Genomic DNA, 13,920 nt, shown 5'->3' with positions numbered 1-13,920 from the left:
GTCGGGATGGAATTCGTCGTCCTCACCACCGAACGCCTCGTCCTCCGCGCCCCGACGGAGGCGGACATCGATGCGATCGCGGATGCCTGCCAGGACCCGGAGATCCCGCGCTGGACGACCGTTCCGAGTCCGTACGGTCGCGAGGACGCCGCAGAGTTCGTGCGCATGGTCGCCGCGCAGTGGGACACCGGGTCGGAGGTCGTCTGGGGCATGTACGCGGATGGCGAACTCGTCGGCATGATCGGTCTGCACAACATGACCGAGCACTTCACCGGCGCGACTGCCGAGCTCGGCTACTGGGTGACGGAGGCGGCCAGGGGCAAGGGCTATCTCGCAGAGGCGGGGAGGGCCGTGGTCGACTGGGGGTTCGTCGGACTCCGGCTGGTGCGCATCCGCTGGCAGGCCGTCGCGGGCAACGTCCCCTCCGCCCGCGCTGCGCGCGCACTCGGCTTCCGGTACGAGGGACTGCAACGGCAAGCGCTCACGGGCCCGCGCGGCCGGGACGACGGCTGGATGGCCGGGCTGCTGCCGAGCGACGACCGCACGCCGGTGGACTGGCCCATCCTCTGAGGTTCGTGACCGCGCGGCGAGCGATGACCTCGGCAGCCGAGGGTGACAGTGTCGGCGGCCGATGACAGGATGAACGCATGCCGGAGATGCCGGAAGTCCAGGGGCTGTCCACCTTCCTCGGCGAGCGCGCCGTGGGGCACACGATCACGCGCGCCACCGTCTCGGCGATCGCCGCGCTGAAGACGTACGATCCGCCGATCCATGCGCTTCAGGGGCAGGCGATCACGGCGTCCACCCGTCTCGGCAAGTTCGTCGTGCTCTCCTGCGGCGACGAACTGCACCTGGTGTTCCACCTCGCGAAGGCCGGCTGGCTGCGCTGGTACGAGTCCCTCCCCACGACGCTCATCAAGCCGGGCAAGTCGCCGATCGCCCTGCGCGTCGCGCTCGACGACGGGAGCGGGTTCGATCTCACGGAGGCGGGCACGAAGAAGTCGCTCGCGGTGTATGTCGTCCGCGATCCGCAGGAGGTGCCGGGCATCGCCAGGCTGGGACCCGATCCGCTCGACGAGGCGTTCACGCGCGAGACGTTCGCCGCCCTGCTCGACGGCCGCCGCATGCAGATCAAGGGGCTGTTGCGCGACCAGGCGGTCATCGCCGGTATCGGCAACGCGTACTCGGACGAGATCCTGCATGCCGCTCGCATGTCGCCGTATGCGATCGCCGACACGCTCGACGGTGCCGAGATCGATCGCCTCTTCGATGCCATGCGCGAGACGCTCACCGAAGCGGTCGCCGAAGCCTCCGGCAAGCCACCGGCCGACCTGAAGGATGCGAAGCGCCGTGGGATGCAGGTGCACGCCCGCCGGGGGGAGGCCTGCCCGGTGTGCGGCGACACGGTCCGCAGCGTGTTCTTCGCCGACCGCTCGCTCGAGTATTGCCCCACCTGCCAGACAGGCGGCAAGGTGCTCACCGACCGGCGACTGTCCCGGCTTCTCAAGTGACGGCGAGCGCGTGGCGCACCCGGATGCATGTCTTGGAATGAAATCTGCGCAGATGCGTTGACTACACTCAGATCAACAACGTGCTCCGGGGTCGGTGGGAATCCGAACCGGCGGTGACAGTCCGCGAGCGTCTCGAGAGATCGAGATGCCGATCCGGTGGAATTCCGGGACCGACGGTGATGCGAGGGAGACCTCGCTAGTCCGGAAGGGAGGCAGCACGAGACGCATACGTGCGTCCGTTCCGCCATCCCTGCCCGAATCCGGAGCCTCAGAGGAGGACGACGGATGGCAGTGAACGCGGCAGAGCGCACCGCGATGGACCGCGCTCTCCATCTCGCCGCACGCGGGCCCCGCGGGGCGAACCCGCAGGTCGGCGCGGTCATCCTCTCCCCCGACGGCACCGTGCTCGCCGAGGGCTGGCACCACGGCGCCGGCACTCCGCACGCCGAGGTCGACGCTCTCTCGAAACTCGCTCCCGGCGAAGCCGAAGGCGCGACGGCCGTGGTCACACTCGAACCCTGCAACCACACCGGCCGCACTGGCCCCTGCGCCGTCGCCCTGATCGAGGCGGGCATCTCACGGGTGGTCTACGCTCTCGACGATCCCGGCGCGGTGTCCGGGGGCGGCGCGGAACGTCTGCGCACTGCCGGCGTCGAGGTCGAGTCCGGCGAACAGGCGGATGCCGCGCACGCCCTCATCGCCGGATGGCTGACCGCCCAGCGACTCGGCCGTCCGCACATCACCGTCAAGTGGGCGCAGAGCCTCGATGGCCGCGCCGCCGCCGATGACGGGTCGAGCCGGTGGATCACCGGATCCGCAGCCCGCACCGACGTGCACCGTCGCCGGGCAGCGGCCGATGCGATCGTCGTCGGCACGGGAACGGTGCTCTCCGACGACCCCGCTCTCACGGCCCGCGACGGTGAAGCTCTGCACCCGCATCAGCCGATCCCCGTGATCATCGGAACGCGGCCCACACCCGCCGCGGCAGCGGTGCATCGCCACCCGCAGACGCCCCTGTTCTTCGACACCCGCGACCTGCATGCCGTCGCGGCCGACCTCCATGCCCGCGGCGTGCAGAGCGTGTTCGTGGAGGGCGGCCCGACGCTCGCCAGCGCCTTCATCGCGGCGGGGCTGGCCGACCGGGTGCTCGCCTACATCGCGCCCGTGCTGCTGGGCGGACGCCGGCTCGCCCTGACGGAGATCGGCGTCGGATCCATCGGCGAGGCGCGCCGCCTCGTCGTCGACGAATGGGTACCTCTCGGCGAGGACCTGCTCGCCGTCGCACACCCCGCGGACGCGGCGGACCCTGCGCAAACCACGAACCCCCAGAGCGAAGGAGCCGCCTGATGTTCACCGGAATCATCGAGGAGATGGGCGAGATCACCGCGATCACCCCCGCGGGCGACGGCTGGCGACTCACCGTGCGCGCGCCCCGCGCCGCTGCGGATGCCGTGCACGGCGAGTCGATCGCCGTCTCCGGCGTGTGCCTGACCGTGGTCGGCTCGACCGCGGACACCTTCGACACCGACGTGATGAAGCAGACGCTCGATGTGGCCGCGATCGGGTCGGCGACCATCGGCACCCGCGTGAACATCGAGAAGGCCATGCCGGTGGGCGCCCGACTCGGCGGACACATCGTGCAGGGCCACGTCGACGGGGTCGGCGAGGTGCTCGAGGTGCGGCCCGGCGCGCAGTGGAGCGTGCTCCGGATCAGTCTGCCCGCCGATCTCGCCCCACTCGTCGTCGACAAGGGCTCCATCTCGGTCGACGGCACCTCGCTGACGGTGAGCGCCGTCACCGCCCCTGCAGACCCCTCTCCGTGGTTCGAGGTCTCGCTGATCCCCGAGACCCTCGCCGCGACGACCCTCGGCGTCCGCGCCGTGGGGGACCGCGTGAACCTGGAGACCGATATCCTCGCCCGCCACGTGGAACGCCTCCTCGCGTTCCGGGCTGCACCGGAAGGAGGCTCGCGATGAGCCTTTCCACGATCGACGAAGCCCTGGAAGCCCTGCGCGCCGGGCGACCCGTCCTCGTCGCCGACGATGAGAACCGCGAGAACGAGGGCGATGTCATCCTCTCGGCAGAGCTCGCGACGCCGGAGTGGGTGGCGTGGACCGTGCGCTGGTCGTCCGGTTTCATCTGCGCCCCGATGCCCGCCGACCTCGCCGACCACCTCAACCTGCCGCCGATGGTCGCCGCCAGCGAAGACGCCCGCTCGACCGCCTACACCGTGAGCGTCGACGCCGCGCAGGGGGTCACCACCGGCATCAGCGCCCATGACCGCGCCCACACGCTGAACGTGCTGTCGAACCCGGAGTCGACGTCGACCAGCATCATCCGCCCGGGCCACGTACTGCCTCTGCGGGCGGTCGACGGCGGCGTGCGCGAGCGCAGCGGCCACACCGAGGCCGCCGTCGAGCTCATGAAGCTGGCGGGGCTCCGCCCGGTCGGAGCGATCGCGGAGGTCGTCGCGGAGGACGGCAGCATGATGCGCCTGCCCGGACTCATCGAGCTCGGTGCGCGAGACGGCGTACCCGTGATCACGATCGAGCAGCTGATCGCCCACCTGAACGAGATCGACCCCGATGGCGCGACGCCCAGTGCGCACCGCGGACGCCGCGTGAGCCTGCGCGCCGACGCCACCGTCCCGACCACGCACGGCACGTTCCGCTTCCTCGCGTACAAGGACCGCATCACCGGCACCGACCACATCGCGGTCGTCTCCGGCGAGCCTGGCGACACCGCGCTGGTACGCGTGCACTCGGAGTGCCTGACCGGCGAGGCGTTCGGGTCGCTGAAGTGCGAGTGCGGCCCACAGCTCGACTCCGCACTCGACGCGATCGAGAAGGAGGGCGGGATCGTCATCTACATGCGCGGCCACGAGGGGCGAGGGATCGGCCTGATCAACAAGCTGCGCGCCTACAGCCTGCAGGAGGAGGGCCTCGACACGGTCGATGCCAATCTCGCTCTTGGCCTGCCCGCAGATGCGCGCGACTACGCCGCGGCGGCCGGCATCCTCTCGGACCTCGGCGTATCGAAGGTGCGTCTGCTGACGAACAACACCGACAAGGTCGCGCAATTGCGCGAACTCGGCCTCGACGTGATCGAGCAGGTGCCGCTGATCGTCGGGGTCGGCCCGAACAACCACCAGTACCTGGAGACCAAGCGTGACCGGATGGGTCACATCATCGGCGAAGCAGACCTCGCAGAGGCACTCGCCCACGGAAAGGACGACGAATGAGCGGCGCAGGAGCACCCGAGACGGGAAACATCGACGGGCGGGGTCTGAACGTCGTCATCATCGCCGGCACCTGGCACGAGACGATCTCGAACGGCCTGATCGCCGGGGCGGAGCGCGTGCTCGACGCCGCCGACGCCACGCACCGGCTCGTGCGCGTGCCCGGCTCCTTCGAGCTCGCGATCGCCGCGCAGGCCGCTTTCGCCGGGGGAGCCGACGCGGTCGTCGCGCTGGGCGTGATCATCCGCGGCGGAACCCCGCACTTCGAGTACGTCTCGGCGGCGACCACCGACGGCCTCACTCGGGTCGCACTGGATGCCGGCAAGCCCGTCGGCTTCGGCGTGCTGACTCTCGACGACGAGCAGCAGGGACTGGACCGCGCGGGGCTGGCGGGCTCCAAGGAGGACAAGGGCGCCGAGGCGGCCGATGCCGCCCTGCGCACCGCTCTCGTCACGAGGGAGCTCCGCGGCTGAGGTCAGCCTGCCCTTGCTAGCGCAGGAGGGCTCCACGCTCGTACGGTGAGGGCATGGAGACCCTGCGTCATATCGTCGTGTTCATCCACCTGATCGGCTTCGCCGTGCTGTTCGGCGCCTGGGCCGCTCAGGCTTTCGGCGGTAAGCGCCAGATCACGAAGATCATGGACTACGGTCTCGCGATCGCCGGTGTCGCAGGTCTCGCCCTCGCCGCGCCGTGGGGCATCGACTACGACCTCAACTACGTGAAGATCGGCGTCAAGCTGGTCGTGCTGGTCATCATCGGCGCGCTCCTCGGCATCGGTTCGGCGCGACAGAAGCGCGGAGACGCCGTGCCGCCGGCCGTGTTCTGGCTGATCGGCATCCTGGCACTCCTGAACGCGGGACTCGCCGTCATCTGGCGCTGACCGCACACGTCGACATGACGCCCGGAGCGCTCAACGCTTCCGGGGAGGCGCTGTGCTCCCTCTCACGATGAGCTCCGTTCCCACCAGCGGCGTCTGCGGTCGGTCGAGACCGGCCGACCCGGCACCCTCGAGTTCCGCGAGCAGAGCGTCCACCGCGAGTGCGCCCACGCGCTCGGGGTGCTGCTGCACGGTGGTCAGCGGCGGCCAGAGCTGAGCAGCATCGGGCGTTCGCCGTGGCGGAGGTCGACCGCGACGAGCGCGTCCGTCAGCCCCTCGGGGGCGGCATCGAGGCGTCCACCCAGCCCGCACACGCCGAGGACGAGAGCACGTTCGACCGCGGCTCCTGCGGGAACCCGGTCGTCACGCGAACGCATCGGCGCGCGGTACACGGGAACATCGCTCACGGCAGCGTCACCAGCGTGACCTTCACCGCGGCACCGTCGATCTCGGCCCACATCATCGTGCGGGCGGGCTGTCGTCGACGGTCGGTCGGCGACCCGGGATTCAGCAGCCGCATGCCCGCCGGCGACACGGTGTCCCACGGAATGTGGGAGTGCCCGAAGACCAGCAGGTCGACGTCGGGAAAGGCCTCGTCCATGCGACTCTCGCGCTGCCGCGACGGCCCCGTCTCGTGCACGACGGCGACGGCGACGGCTTCGACGGCGAAGCGGGCGATCTCGGGGAGCCGCGCGCGCAGCTCATCGCCATCGTTGTTGCCGAACACGCCCTGCAGCATGCGTGCCTTGGACGCGAGCAGGTCCAGCGTCGCCTCGTCCACCCAGTCGCCCGCATGCACGACGATGTCCGCCTCGTCGACCGCCCGCAGGACGGCTTCCGGCAGCCGCTTCGCCCTCTTCGGGACATGCGTGTCAGCGAGCAGCAGCATCCTCGTCGCCATGGTGTCCTCCCCGCGTTCCGCCTCCCCGACTCTACGCACCGCACGCGCTCTCCGGGATGACACGCGACATGCGCGTACAGCAAACACTCAGGAAGGCGTAAACTCGCCCGAGTCCCTTGGTATACCGGGGACTCGATCGGAGGAACACACATGAGCACTGCCACTGCGCCGGCGAATCCCCGCTCGCGCGTCATCACCGCGAGCCTGGTCGGCACCACGATCGAGTTCTACGATTTCTACGCGTATGCGACGGCGGCCGTGCTCGTGTTCCCGGTGCTGTTCTTCCCCACCGGCGACGACACGACATCGCTCCTCTCCTCGTTCGCCGTCTTCGGCGCCGCGATGGTCGCCCGACCGATCGGCGCTGTGGTGTTCGGCCACTTCGGCGACAAGTTCGGACGCAAGGCCACTCTCGTGGCATCTCTGCTGACGATGGGCATCGCGACCTTCGTGATCGGTCTGCTGCCGACCTACCAGGACATCGGCTGGTGGGCGGCACTGCTGCTGCTGATCCTCCGCCTCGCGCAGGGCTTCGCGCTCGGCGGCGAGTGGTCTGGGGCGGCCCTGGTCGCGACCGAGAACGCCCCGAAGGGCAAGCGCGCCTGGTACGGCACCTTCCCGCAGTTGGGAGCCCCGCTCGGGTTCATCATCGCGAACTTCCTCTTCCTCGCGATCAACTGGCTGCTGCCGCACGCCGACAACCCGGCACTGAAGTCCGAGGCGTTCCTCGCCTGGGGCTGGCGCATCCCGTTCCTGTTCTCCGCCGTGATGGTCATCATCGGCCTGTGGGTGCGGCTCAAGCTCGTCGAGTCCGACACCTTCAAGAAGGCCGAGACGAAGGGCGTGATCCGCAAGCTCCCGCTCGCGACCGTGTTCCGCCACCACTGGAAGCAGCTCATCCTCGGCACGTTCATCATGCTGGCGACGTACGTGCTGTTCTACCTGATGACGAACTTCACCCTCGCCTACGGCACCAAGCCCGCGTCGCTGGAGACGGCTTCGGCTGCGGCGAAGGCGGCGGCCGAGGCGACCGGCGCCTCGTTCGATCCCACCAAGTTCGCAGCGCAGTTCTATCCGGGACTCGGCTTCGGCTACACCGACTTCGTGCTGATGCAGATCATCGGCGTGGTGTTCTTCGGCGTCTTCACCCTGCTCTCGGGTCCCATCGCCGATGCGGTTGGCCGGCGCAAGCTGCTGCTGTGGGTCACGGGAACCATCATCGTGTTCGGTCTCACCTTCAACGCGTTCCTGCTCCCGGCGATCGACCCCAAGTTCACGGGTGCGCTCACGCAGGCGTTCCTGGTGTTCGGCTTCATGCTGATGGGCGCCACGTTCGGGCCCATGGGAGCCCTGTTGCCCGAGCTGTTCCCGACGAACGTCCGGTACACGGGGTCGGCCATCGCCTACAACGTCTCCTCCATCCTCGGCGCGGCGGTGGCCCCGCTCATCGCTCTGAAGCTGTGGGAGGTGGCCGGCGGGGCGCCATGGCTGGTCGGTCTGTACCTGTCGGCGATGGGTGTGCTGACCTTCATCGCGCTGATCCTCTCGCCGGAGACGAAGGACCACGACTACGACGACGACCTCGGCGTGGCCGCAGCCGTCGAGCTCTAGTCCACCCGAGGGCGGGGATCAGAGGACGATGACGTCGCAGTAGCGTGCGGCCGATTTCGCGAGTCGACGGTCGAGCGTCAGCAGAGGCACGCCGAGCGCCTCCGCCAGTGCGACGTACCCGGCGTCGTAGGCGGAGATCTCGTCGCGCAGCATCCAGACCCTCGGGATCAGACGACGCAGAGGATGGCGGGTGATCTCCAACTCGCTGAAGGCATCCAGCGCCTCGCGCGCGATGTGCGCTGGGAGACGATGGTGGATTGCCTGCCGCCGCAGGACGGAGAGCACCTCGATGTCGAGACCGGCATGCGCATGGAAAATATCGCCGCCCAGCCACTCCTCAGTACCGATCACCGCCTCGATCGCAGCCGAGGCGTCGAGCACCGGTCCGGCGCTCACCGATCGTGCTCAGCATCCCGGTCGGCGCGCGCCGCGTCCCGCGCCTCGAGGACCTGGTCTCGGGTGAGGGCACTGCCGCACGCGGCAGCCCTTGCTCGGGCCGCCGCGACGATCTCCGCGTTCGTCCTGTACTGCACGAGGCTCGTGAGCTGAGCGGCGACATAGTCGGAGAGGGACATGCGCTCTGCGGCGGCTCGCTCCTTGAGCCGTGCGTGAACGTCGTCCGGAAGGTTTCTCACCTGCAGCATCCGACCCATTTTTCCAGCGTCGCATGTTCAGCACATGCGGTAAAGAGCAATCTGTGGATAACTTCAGCCGGCGAGGAATCCCTCGATCGCGGCGATCGTCGTCGCGTTGTCGACATGCCGCACGGCGCGGATCCCGACCGCTTCGGCTCCGTGGACCGACACCTGGTGGTCGTCGATGAACAGCACGTCTCCCGGCTTCGCCCCCATGCGCTGGAGCGCACGCAGGTAGGCCTCACGTTCCGGCTTGTTGACGCCCTGCTCGTGGCTGTAGCAGATCGGATCGAAGATCTCGGAGAACCCGAAGCGGCGTTCCTCCTCCTCTCGCGCGCCATCGGCCGAGTTGGAGAGGATCGCGGTTCCCGCGCGCGACGAGAGGGTTCGCGCGTACTCGATCAGTTCCCCGTTGGCGGTGCCGCAGTACGCGTCCCAGAAGTCGGCGCGCATGGCGCTGCGTTGCGCGGCATCGAGGTCGAGCGCTGTGCTCACCGCGTCCCAGAAATCCGACTCCGTCCCCGTGGTGACGTCGATCGCGGGAAGATGGGCGGCCGCGATGCGCGCATCGAAGACACCGCGGTCGAGACCGCTCGCCACCTGCCAGCGATCCCACCACTCCTGCTGCCATGCGTCGTCGTCGACGACCTCGAGAACTCCACCGATGTCGAACAGGACCCACTTCTTCGAAGTCATCGCCCCAGACTGTCACGTCAACATGTATTGACTTCCCGGCCCGCGTCAACAAATATTGACGCAGGAGGTTCATCATGACACTGCCGACGGCAATCGCCCAGGACGACGGGAGCGAGCCGCTGGCCGCCCTGCACCGCCTCGCCGAGGTGCGGAAGGAGGTCGCCCGCGCCGAGGAGGCGAACGTGCGTCGCGCACGCAACCTCGGCTACTCGTGGCAGGCCATCGCCAGCGCTCTCGGTGTGAGCAAACAGGCGGCCCACCGCCGTTTCGGCCGCTCCTGAAGCTCTTACAGCCACTCCATAGGATCCGACCGCGAACGAAGTACGGTCGAAGTACCATCTCCAGATAGAGGTCCCGCATGTCCGGTTCGGCGACAGCACGCCGTCGCGGACGTGGCGCACAGCCCGAAGGCCCCCGCGCGACGTTCCGCCAGCTCCTCCCCTTCCTCTTCGAGCACAAGCGCACCCTCATCGTGGTCGCCGTGCTCAGCGTCATCGGCGCAGCGACGTCGCTCGTGCAGCCGCTCCTCGTGGGTCAGGTCATCGAAGCCGTGCAGTCCGATACGGGGATCGGGATCCTCGTCTGGCTCCTGGTCGGCTTCGTGATCGTGTCGTCGATCATCTCCGGCTTCCAGCACTACCTGCTCCAGCGCACCGGCACCGCCGTGGTGTATTCGAGCCGTCGCAAGCTGATCGCCCGCATCCTGCACCTGCCGACCTCCGAGTTCGACGCCCGCCGCACCGGTGACCTCGTCTCACGCGTCGGCACGGACACGACGCTGCTCTACGCCGTGCTCACCCAGGGCCTCGCCGATGCCGTCGGCAGCGCAGTGCTCTTCGCCGGAGCACTGATCGCGATGCTCGTGATCGACCCGATCCTGCTGCTGCTCATCGTCGTGGTGATCGGCATCTCGGTCGCGGTCGTCGTGCTGCTGAGCGGACGTATCCGCACCGCATCGACCGCCCAGCAGGAGAAGGTGGGTGAGCTCGCCTCCGGCGTGGAGCGTGCCGTCGGCTCGATCCGCACCATCCGCGCCTCCGGGGCGACCGAACGCGAGACCACGGCCGTCACCGCCCTCGCATCAGACGCCTACGGGATCGGCGTGCGCATCGCCAAGATCTCCTCCATGGTCGTGCCCGTCTCCGGCATCGCCCTGCAGCTCTCGCTGCTGGTGGTCCTCGGCGTCGGCGGCTTCCGTGTGGCGGCCGGAGCGATCACGATCGCCTCCTTGATCTCGTTCATCATGTTCCTGTTCCTGCTCGTGATGCCCTTGGCCACCACGTTCGGCGCCATCACCTCGGTGAACCAGGCCCTCGGTGCGCTCGGTCGCATCCAGGAAGTGCTCGATCTGCCGACCGAGTCGCAGGACGACGAGAAAATCGCCGCGTCGCTGCCTCGCGAGACGCCGACCCCCGACGCACCGGCCATCGAGTTCCGCGACGTGCGCTTCCACTACCCCGCGAACGTCGTCGCTGCCCGTGCGGCCGCAGCCAAGGAGGCCCGGACCCTGCTCGCGGATGCACACCTGGAGTCCGCAGAGGAAGCGACGGCCACCGTGCAGGACCACGAGGTGCTCCGTGGCGTGTCCTTCGCCGTGCCCCACGGCTCCCGCGTCGCACTCGTCGGCCCCAGCGGCGCCGGCAAGAGCACGATCCTGTCGCTCATCGAGCGCTTCTACGACCCGACGGGCGGCTCGATCCGCCTGCACGGCCACGACGCGCGCACGTATCCGCGCGACGAGCTGCGCGCCCACTTCGGCTACGTCGAGCAGGACGCGCCGACGCTGGCCGGCACTCTCGCCGAGAACCTGCGGCTCGCCTCTCCCGAGGCGACCGATGCCGACTGCGAGCGCGTGCTGCGCGCCGTGAATCTCGGCGACGTGCTCGAGCGCAGCCCCCTCGGGATCGAGGCGCCCGTCGGCGAGGACGGCGTGATGCTCTCCGGCGGTGAGCGTCAGCGACTCGCGATCGCCCGCGCGCTGCTGACCGACGCCCCGATCCTGCTGCTCGACGAATCGACGTCGTCGCTCGACGGTGTGAACGAGCAGCGCATGCGCGAGGCCATCGATGCGGTCTCCACCGACCGCACGCTCGTGGTCATCGCCCACCGCCTGTCGACGGTCGTCGACAGCGACCTGATCGTGGTCCTGCAGGACGGCGTCGTGGTCGGCCAGGGCACGCACGCCGAGCTCGTGGAGTCGACACCGCTGTACCGCGATCTCGCCCGGCACCAGCTGCTGACCTGATCCCCACCCCACCCCCGCCCCACCCTCGCCCCCTCGCCCCACCCCGCCCCCGCGGCGTCGAGACCCATCGTGCTCGTCGAGACCCATCCTCCCCCACGCTTGGGAGCGTGGGTCTCGACGACGAGCGTGGGTCTCGACCAGCGCCCGAACAACACGAAGGCGGGACGTCGGAGACCACTCAGCCATGGGTTCGTCTCTGATGTCCCGCCTTCGCGGGTTTGCAGGGCACGAGGCCCTGAGGGTGCCGGCTCCCCCGAACCGGCACCGGTCTGGGGAGCTACGCCTTGTCGAGGCGGTAGCGCAGCGAGGCCAGCTCGGCGCGCAGCGCCGCCGGAACCTTGTCGCCGAAGGTGTCGTAGAACTCCTCGGTCAGATCGGCCTCGGTCTTCCACGCCTCGGCGTCGACGGAGAACAGCTCGTCGAGGTCGGCGGCGGGGATGTCGAGTCCGTCGAGATTGAGGTCTTCCACGCGCGGCAGGCGTCCGATCGGGCTGTCGACCGCGGGCACGTCACCGGCGATGCGGCGGATGATCCAGTCGACGACGCGCGAGTTGTCGCCGAAGCCCGGCCACAGGAACCGGCCATCGTCGCCGCGGCGGAACCAGTTGACCTGGAAGATGCGCGGTGCGCGGTCGAAGCGCAGACCGCGGCCCACCTTGAGCCAGTGGCCGAAGTAGTCCGCCATGTTGTAGCCGCAGAACGGCAGCATCGCGAAGGGGTCGCGGCGGAGCTCCCCGACCGTGCCTTCAGCGGCAGCTGTGCGCTCGGACGAGATGTTCGAGCCGAGGAACACGCCGTGCGTCCAGTCGGTTGCCTCGACGACGAGGGGCACGTTGCTCGCGCGGCGTCCGCCGAACAGGATGACGTCGAGCGGGACGGCCTCCTCCCAGTCCTCGGAGATCTGCGGGCACTGGGCCGCCGACACCGTGAAACGGGAGTTGGGGTGCGCGGCAGGGCGTCCCGACTCGGGGGTCCAGTCGTTGCCCTCCCAGTCGATCAGGTTCGCCGGCGCCTCGTCGGTCAGGCCCTCCCACCACACGTCGCCGTCGGGGCGGAGCGCGACGTTGGTGAAGATGGTGTTGCCCCAGAGCGTCTCGACCGCGGTGACGTTGGTCGATTCGCCGGTGCCAGGTGCGACGCCGAAGAAGCCCGCCTCGGGGTTGATGGCCCACATGCGACCGTCTTCACCAGGACGGATCCAGGCGATGTCGTCGCCGAGGGTCTCGACGCGCCAGCCCGGGATGGTCGGACGCAGCATGGCGAGGTTCGTCTTGCCGCATGCCGAAGGGAAGGCCGCAGCCACGTGGTAGGCCTTGCCCTGCGGGTCGATCACGCGGATGAGCAGCATGTGCTCGGCGAGCCAGCCCTCGTCGCGGGCGATCACCGAGGCGATGCGCAGCGCGAAGCACTTCTTGGCGAGGATCGCGTTGCCGCCGTAGCCCGAGCCGTACGAGTAGACCTCGAGCGTCTCCGGGAAGTGCACGATGTACTTGTCGTCGTTGCAGGGCCACTCCACGTCCTGCGCACCCGGCGCGAGCGGGGCACCGACCGTGTGCACGGTCTTGACCCACGGCGCACCCTCGGCGATCTGACGCGTGACGGCATCGCCGACGCGGGTCATGATGCCGATCGAGGCGACCGCGTAGGCGCTGTCGGTGATCTGCACGCCGATGTGCGAGAGCGGGCCGCCGACGCGTCCCATCGAGAACGGGACGACGTACATGGTGCGCCCACGCATCGATCCCTCGAAGATCTCATCCATCTTGGCGTGCATCTCGGCCGGAGCCGCCCAGTTGTTCGTGGGGCCAGCGTCCTCCTCGCGCTCGGAGGCGATGAACGTCCGCCCCTCGGTGCGAGCGACGTCGCTGGGGTGCGAGCGCGCGAGGTACGAGCCGGGTCGCCACTCGGGGTTGAGCTTGATCAGCTTGCCCTCGTCGACCAGTCCGCGCAGCAGCCAGTCGTTCTCGGCCCGCGAGCCGTCGACCCAGTGCACGGAGTCGGGCTGGGTGAGCGCCCGGATCTCCTCGACCCAGGCGGCCAGCTCGGCCATGGCAGGAGTGTCATACGTCGGAGCCGCCCCGAACGTGCGCGTCGGGGAGACGGGAGACGTGCGAGGGGTGAGGACTTCGGCCATGGCCATGACTGCTCCTTAGAAGTGTGGGGCGTTGCACCTATCTTCTTCCGGTTCGAACGCGACTTTCGGCCA

The 13,920-nt window shown here is 69.0% G+C and carries 17 protein-coding genes; 10 read left to right on the top strand and 7 right to left on the bottom strand.

All coding sequences use genetic code 11. The features are described 5' to 3' along the window. The first annotated feature begins 6 nt into the window (after positions 1-6). The 7 genes from HDC31_RS05600 to HDC31_RS05570 all read left to right on the top strand — a co-directional run bounded on the left by HDC31_RS05600 (position 7) and on the right by HDC31_RS05570 (position 5,629). Positions 7-570 (top strand): GNAT family N-acetyltransferase, encoded by a 564-nt coding sequence (locus HDC31_RS05600; RefSeq protein ID WP_179515891.1) that lies wholly within the window; start codon positions 7-9, stop codon positions 568-570. A gap of 77 nt (positions 571-647) precedes the next feature. After that, on the top strand, positions 648-1,511 hold the full coding sequence (locus HDC31_RS05595) for an Fpg/Nei family DNA glycosylase (protein ID WP_113681746.1): 864 nt from the start codon (positions 648-650) through the stop codon (positions 1,509-1,511). Positions 1,512-1,796: 285 nt separating this feature from the next. Then, a complete protein-coding gene (ribD, locus tag HDC31_RS05590; RefSeq protein WP_046749658.1) occupies positions 1,797-2,858 on the top strand; it encodes a bifunctional diaminohydroxyphosphoribosylaminopyrimidine deaminase/5-amino-6-(5-phosphoribosylamino)uracil reductase RibD in 1,062 nt (353 codons plus the stop codon). Beyond that, on the top strand, positions 2,858-3,487 hold the full coding sequence (locus HDC31_RS05585; RefSeq protein WP_179515890.1) for a riboflavin synthase: 630 nt from the start codon (positions 2,858-2,860) through the stop codon (positions 3,485-3,487). The genes ribD and HDC31_RS05585 overlap by 1 nt, the downstream gene beginning before the upstream one ends. Beyond that, positions 3,484-4,752, top strand: coding sequence for a bifunctional 3,4-dihydroxy-2-butanone-4-phosphate synthase/GTP cyclohydrolase II (locus HDC31_RS05580; RefSeq protein WP_058632891.1), 1,269 nt, complete (start codon positions 3,484-3,486; stop codon positions 4,750-4,752). The genes HDC31_RS05585 and HDC31_RS05580 overlap by 4 nt, the downstream gene beginning before the upstream one ends. After that, a complete protein-coding gene (gene ribH, locus HDC31_RS05575) occupies positions 4,749-5,222 on the top strand; it encodes a 6,7-dimethyl-8-ribityllumazine synthase (protein WP_058632892.1) in 474 nt (157 codons plus the stop codon). The genes HDC31_RS05580 and ribH overlap by 4 nt, the downstream gene beginning before the upstream one ends. Before the next feature lie 53 nt (positions 5,223-5,275). Then, the gene (locus HDC31_RS05570) at positions 5,276-5,629 is read left to right on the top strand and encodes a hypothetical protein (RefSeq protein WP_046749662.1); all 354 of its coding nucleotides are present in this window, start codon (positions 5,276-5,278) and stop codon (positions 5,627-5,629) included. A 30-nt stretch (positions 5,630-5,659) separates the two neighbouring features. Here the strand turns inward: HDC31_RS05570 and HDC31_RS05565 are convergent, their stop codons facing one another. From HDC31_RS05565 to HDC31_RS05555, 3 genes are read right to left on the bottom strand one after another with little or no spacing between them, the layout of a single operon-like run. Beyond that, positions 5,660-5,797, bottom strand: coding sequence for a hypothetical protein (locus HDC31_RS05565; RefSeq protein ID WP_230979364.1), 138 nt, complete (start codon positions 5,795-5,797; stop codon positions 5,660-5,662). Between the two features lie 26 nt (positions 5,798-5,823). Further along, complete coding sequence (locus HDC31_RS05560; protein ID WP_211368729.1) at positions 5,824-6,033, bottom strand: hypothetical protein; 210 nt, start codon at positions 6,031-6,033, stop codon at positions 5,824-5,826. Next, complete coding sequence (locus HDC31_RS05555) at positions 6,030-6,527, bottom strand: metallophosphoesterase (RefSeq protein WP_113680979.1); 498 nt, start codon at positions 6,525-6,527, stop codon at positions 6,030-6,032. The genes HDC31_RS05560 and HDC31_RS05555 overlap by 4 nt, the downstream gene beginning before the upstream one ends. 150 nt (positions 6,528-6,677) lie before the next feature. On the opposite strand from HDC31_RS05555, the gene HDC31_RS05550 reads away from it, so the two are divergent. Beyond that, complete coding sequence (locus HDC31_RS05550) at positions 6,678-8,138, top strand: MFS transporter (RefSeq protein ID WP_046749673.1); 1,461 nt, start codon at positions 6,678-6,680, stop codon at positions 8,136-8,138. 18 nt (positions 8,139-8,156) lie between these two features. On the opposite strand, the gene HDC31_RS05545 is transcribed toward HDC31_RS05550, so the two are convergent. The 3 genes from HDC31_RS05545 to HDC31_RS05535 form a co-directional block, all read right to left on the bottom strand. Beyond that, positions 8,157-8,534, bottom strand: a complete 378-nt coding sequence (locus tag HDC31_RS05545; protein WP_218867314.1) for a type II toxin-antitoxin system VapC family toxin — start codon at positions 8,532-8,534, stop codon at positions 8,157-8,159. Continuing rightward, a complete protein-coding gene (locus HDC31_RS05540; protein ID WP_113680987.1) occupies positions 8,531-8,782 on the bottom strand; it encodes a hypothetical protein in 252 nt (83 codons plus the stop codon). The genes HDC31_RS05545 and HDC31_RS05540 overlap by 4 nt, the downstream gene beginning before the upstream one ends. A gap of 63 nt (positions 8,783-8,845) precedes the next feature. Further along, the gene (locus HDC31_RS05535) at positions 8,846-9,469 is read right to left on the bottom strand and encodes an HAD-IA family hydrolase (protein ID WP_113680980.1); all 624 of its coding nucleotides are present in this window, start codon (positions 9,467-9,469) and stop codon (positions 8,846-8,848) included. Positions 9,470-9,543: 74 nt separating this feature from the next. Between HDC31_RS05535 and HDC31_RS05530 the strand changes: the two genes are divergently transcribed. Continuing rightward, positions 9,544-9,750, top strand: coding sequence for a hypothetical protein (locus HDC31_RS05530; protein ID WP_045262938.1), 207 nt, complete (start codon positions 9,544-9,546; stop codon positions 9,748-9,750). Between the two features lie 77 nt (positions 9,751-9,827). Beyond that, positions 9,828-11,714, top strand: coding sequence for an ABC transporter ATP-binding protein (locus tag HDC31_RS05525; RefSeq protein WP_113680981.1), 1,887 nt, complete (start codon positions 9,828-9,830; stop codon positions 11,712-11,714). A gap of 277 nt (positions 11,715-11,991) precedes the next feature. Here HDC31_RS05525 and HDC31_RS05520 read toward each other — a convergent pair whose 3' ends face one another. Then, positions 11,992-13,854 (bottom strand): phosphoenolpyruvate carboxykinase (GTP), encoded by a 1,863-nt coding sequence (locus HDC31_RS05520; protein ID WP_058632905.1) that lies wholly within the window; start codon positions 13,852-13,854, stop codon positions 11,992-11,994. Between the last annotated feature and the right edge of the window lie 66 nt (positions 13,855-13,920).

The sequence above is a fragment of the Microbacterium sp. JAI119 genome (assembly GCF_013410135.1).
In the GTDB taxonomy this organism is placed as follows: Bacteria; Actinomycetota; Actinomycetes; order Actinomycetales; family Microbacteriaceae; genus Microbacterium; species Microbacterium oxydans.
The sequence above is the reverse complement of the archived record's forward strand: the minus strand, read 5'-3'. Positions and strand labels throughout refer to the sequence as shown.

Excerpts from the sequence above, each read along its gene's own strand:
- HDC31_RS05525 (WP_113680981.1), top strand. The coding sequence starts at position 9,828 with ATGTCCGGTTCGGCGACAGCACGCCGTCGCGGACGTGGCGCACAGCCC.
- HDC31_RS05550 (WP_046749673.1), top strand. The coding sequence starts at position 6,678 with ATGAGCACTGCCACTGCGCCGGCGAATCCCCGCTCGCGCGTCATCACC.
- HDC31_RS05585 (WP_179515890.1), top strand. The coding sequence starts at position 2,858 with ATGTTCACCGGAATCATCGAGGAGATGGGCGAGATCACCGCGATCACC.
- HDC31_RS05530 (WP_045262938.1), top strand. The coding sequence starts at position 9,544 with ATGACACTGCCGACGGCAATCGCCCAGGACGACGGGAGCGAGCCGCTG.
- HDC31_RS05535 (WP_113680980.1), bottom strand. The coding sequence starts at position 9,469 with ATGACTTCGAAGAAGTGGGTCCTGTTCGACATCGGTGGAGTTCTCGAG.
- HDC31_RS05540 (WP_113680987.1), bottom strand. The coding sequence starts at position 8,782 with ATGCTGCAGGTGAGAAACCTTCCGGACGACGTTCACGCACGGCTCAAG.
- HDC31_RS05520 (WP_058632905.1), bottom strand. The coding sequence starts at position 13,854 with ATGGCCATGGCCGAAGTCCTCACCCCTCGCACGTCTCCCGTCTCCCCG.
- ribH (WP_058632892.1), top strand. The coding sequence starts at position 4,749 with ATGAGCGGCGCAGGAGCACCCGAGACGGGAAACATCGACGGGCGGGGT.
- HDC31_RS05600 (WP_179515891.1), top strand. The coding sequence starts at position 7 with ATGGAATTCGTCGTCCTCACCACCGAACGCCTCGTCCTCCGCGCCCCG.
- HDC31_RS05595 (WP_113681746.1), top strand. The coding sequence starts at position 648 with ATGCCGGAGATGCCGGAAGTCCAGGGGCTGTCCACCTTCCTCGGCGAG.
- HDC31_RS05570 (WP_046749662.1), top strand. The coding sequence starts at position 5,276 with ATGGAGACCCTGCGTCATATCGTCGTGTTCATCCACCTGATCGGCTTC.
- HDC31_RS05555 (WP_113680979.1), bottom strand. The coding sequence starts at position 6,527 with ATGGCGACGAGGATGCTGCTGCTCGCTGACACGCATGTCCCGAAGAGG.
- ribD (WP_046749658.1), top strand. The coding sequence starts at position 1,797 with ATGGCAGTGAACGCGGCAGAGCGCACCGCGATGGACCGCGCTCTCCAT.
- HDC31_RS05580 (WP_058632891.1), top strand. The coding sequence starts at position 3,484 with ATGAGCCTTTCCACGATCGACGAAGCCCTGGAAGCCCTGCGCGCCGGG.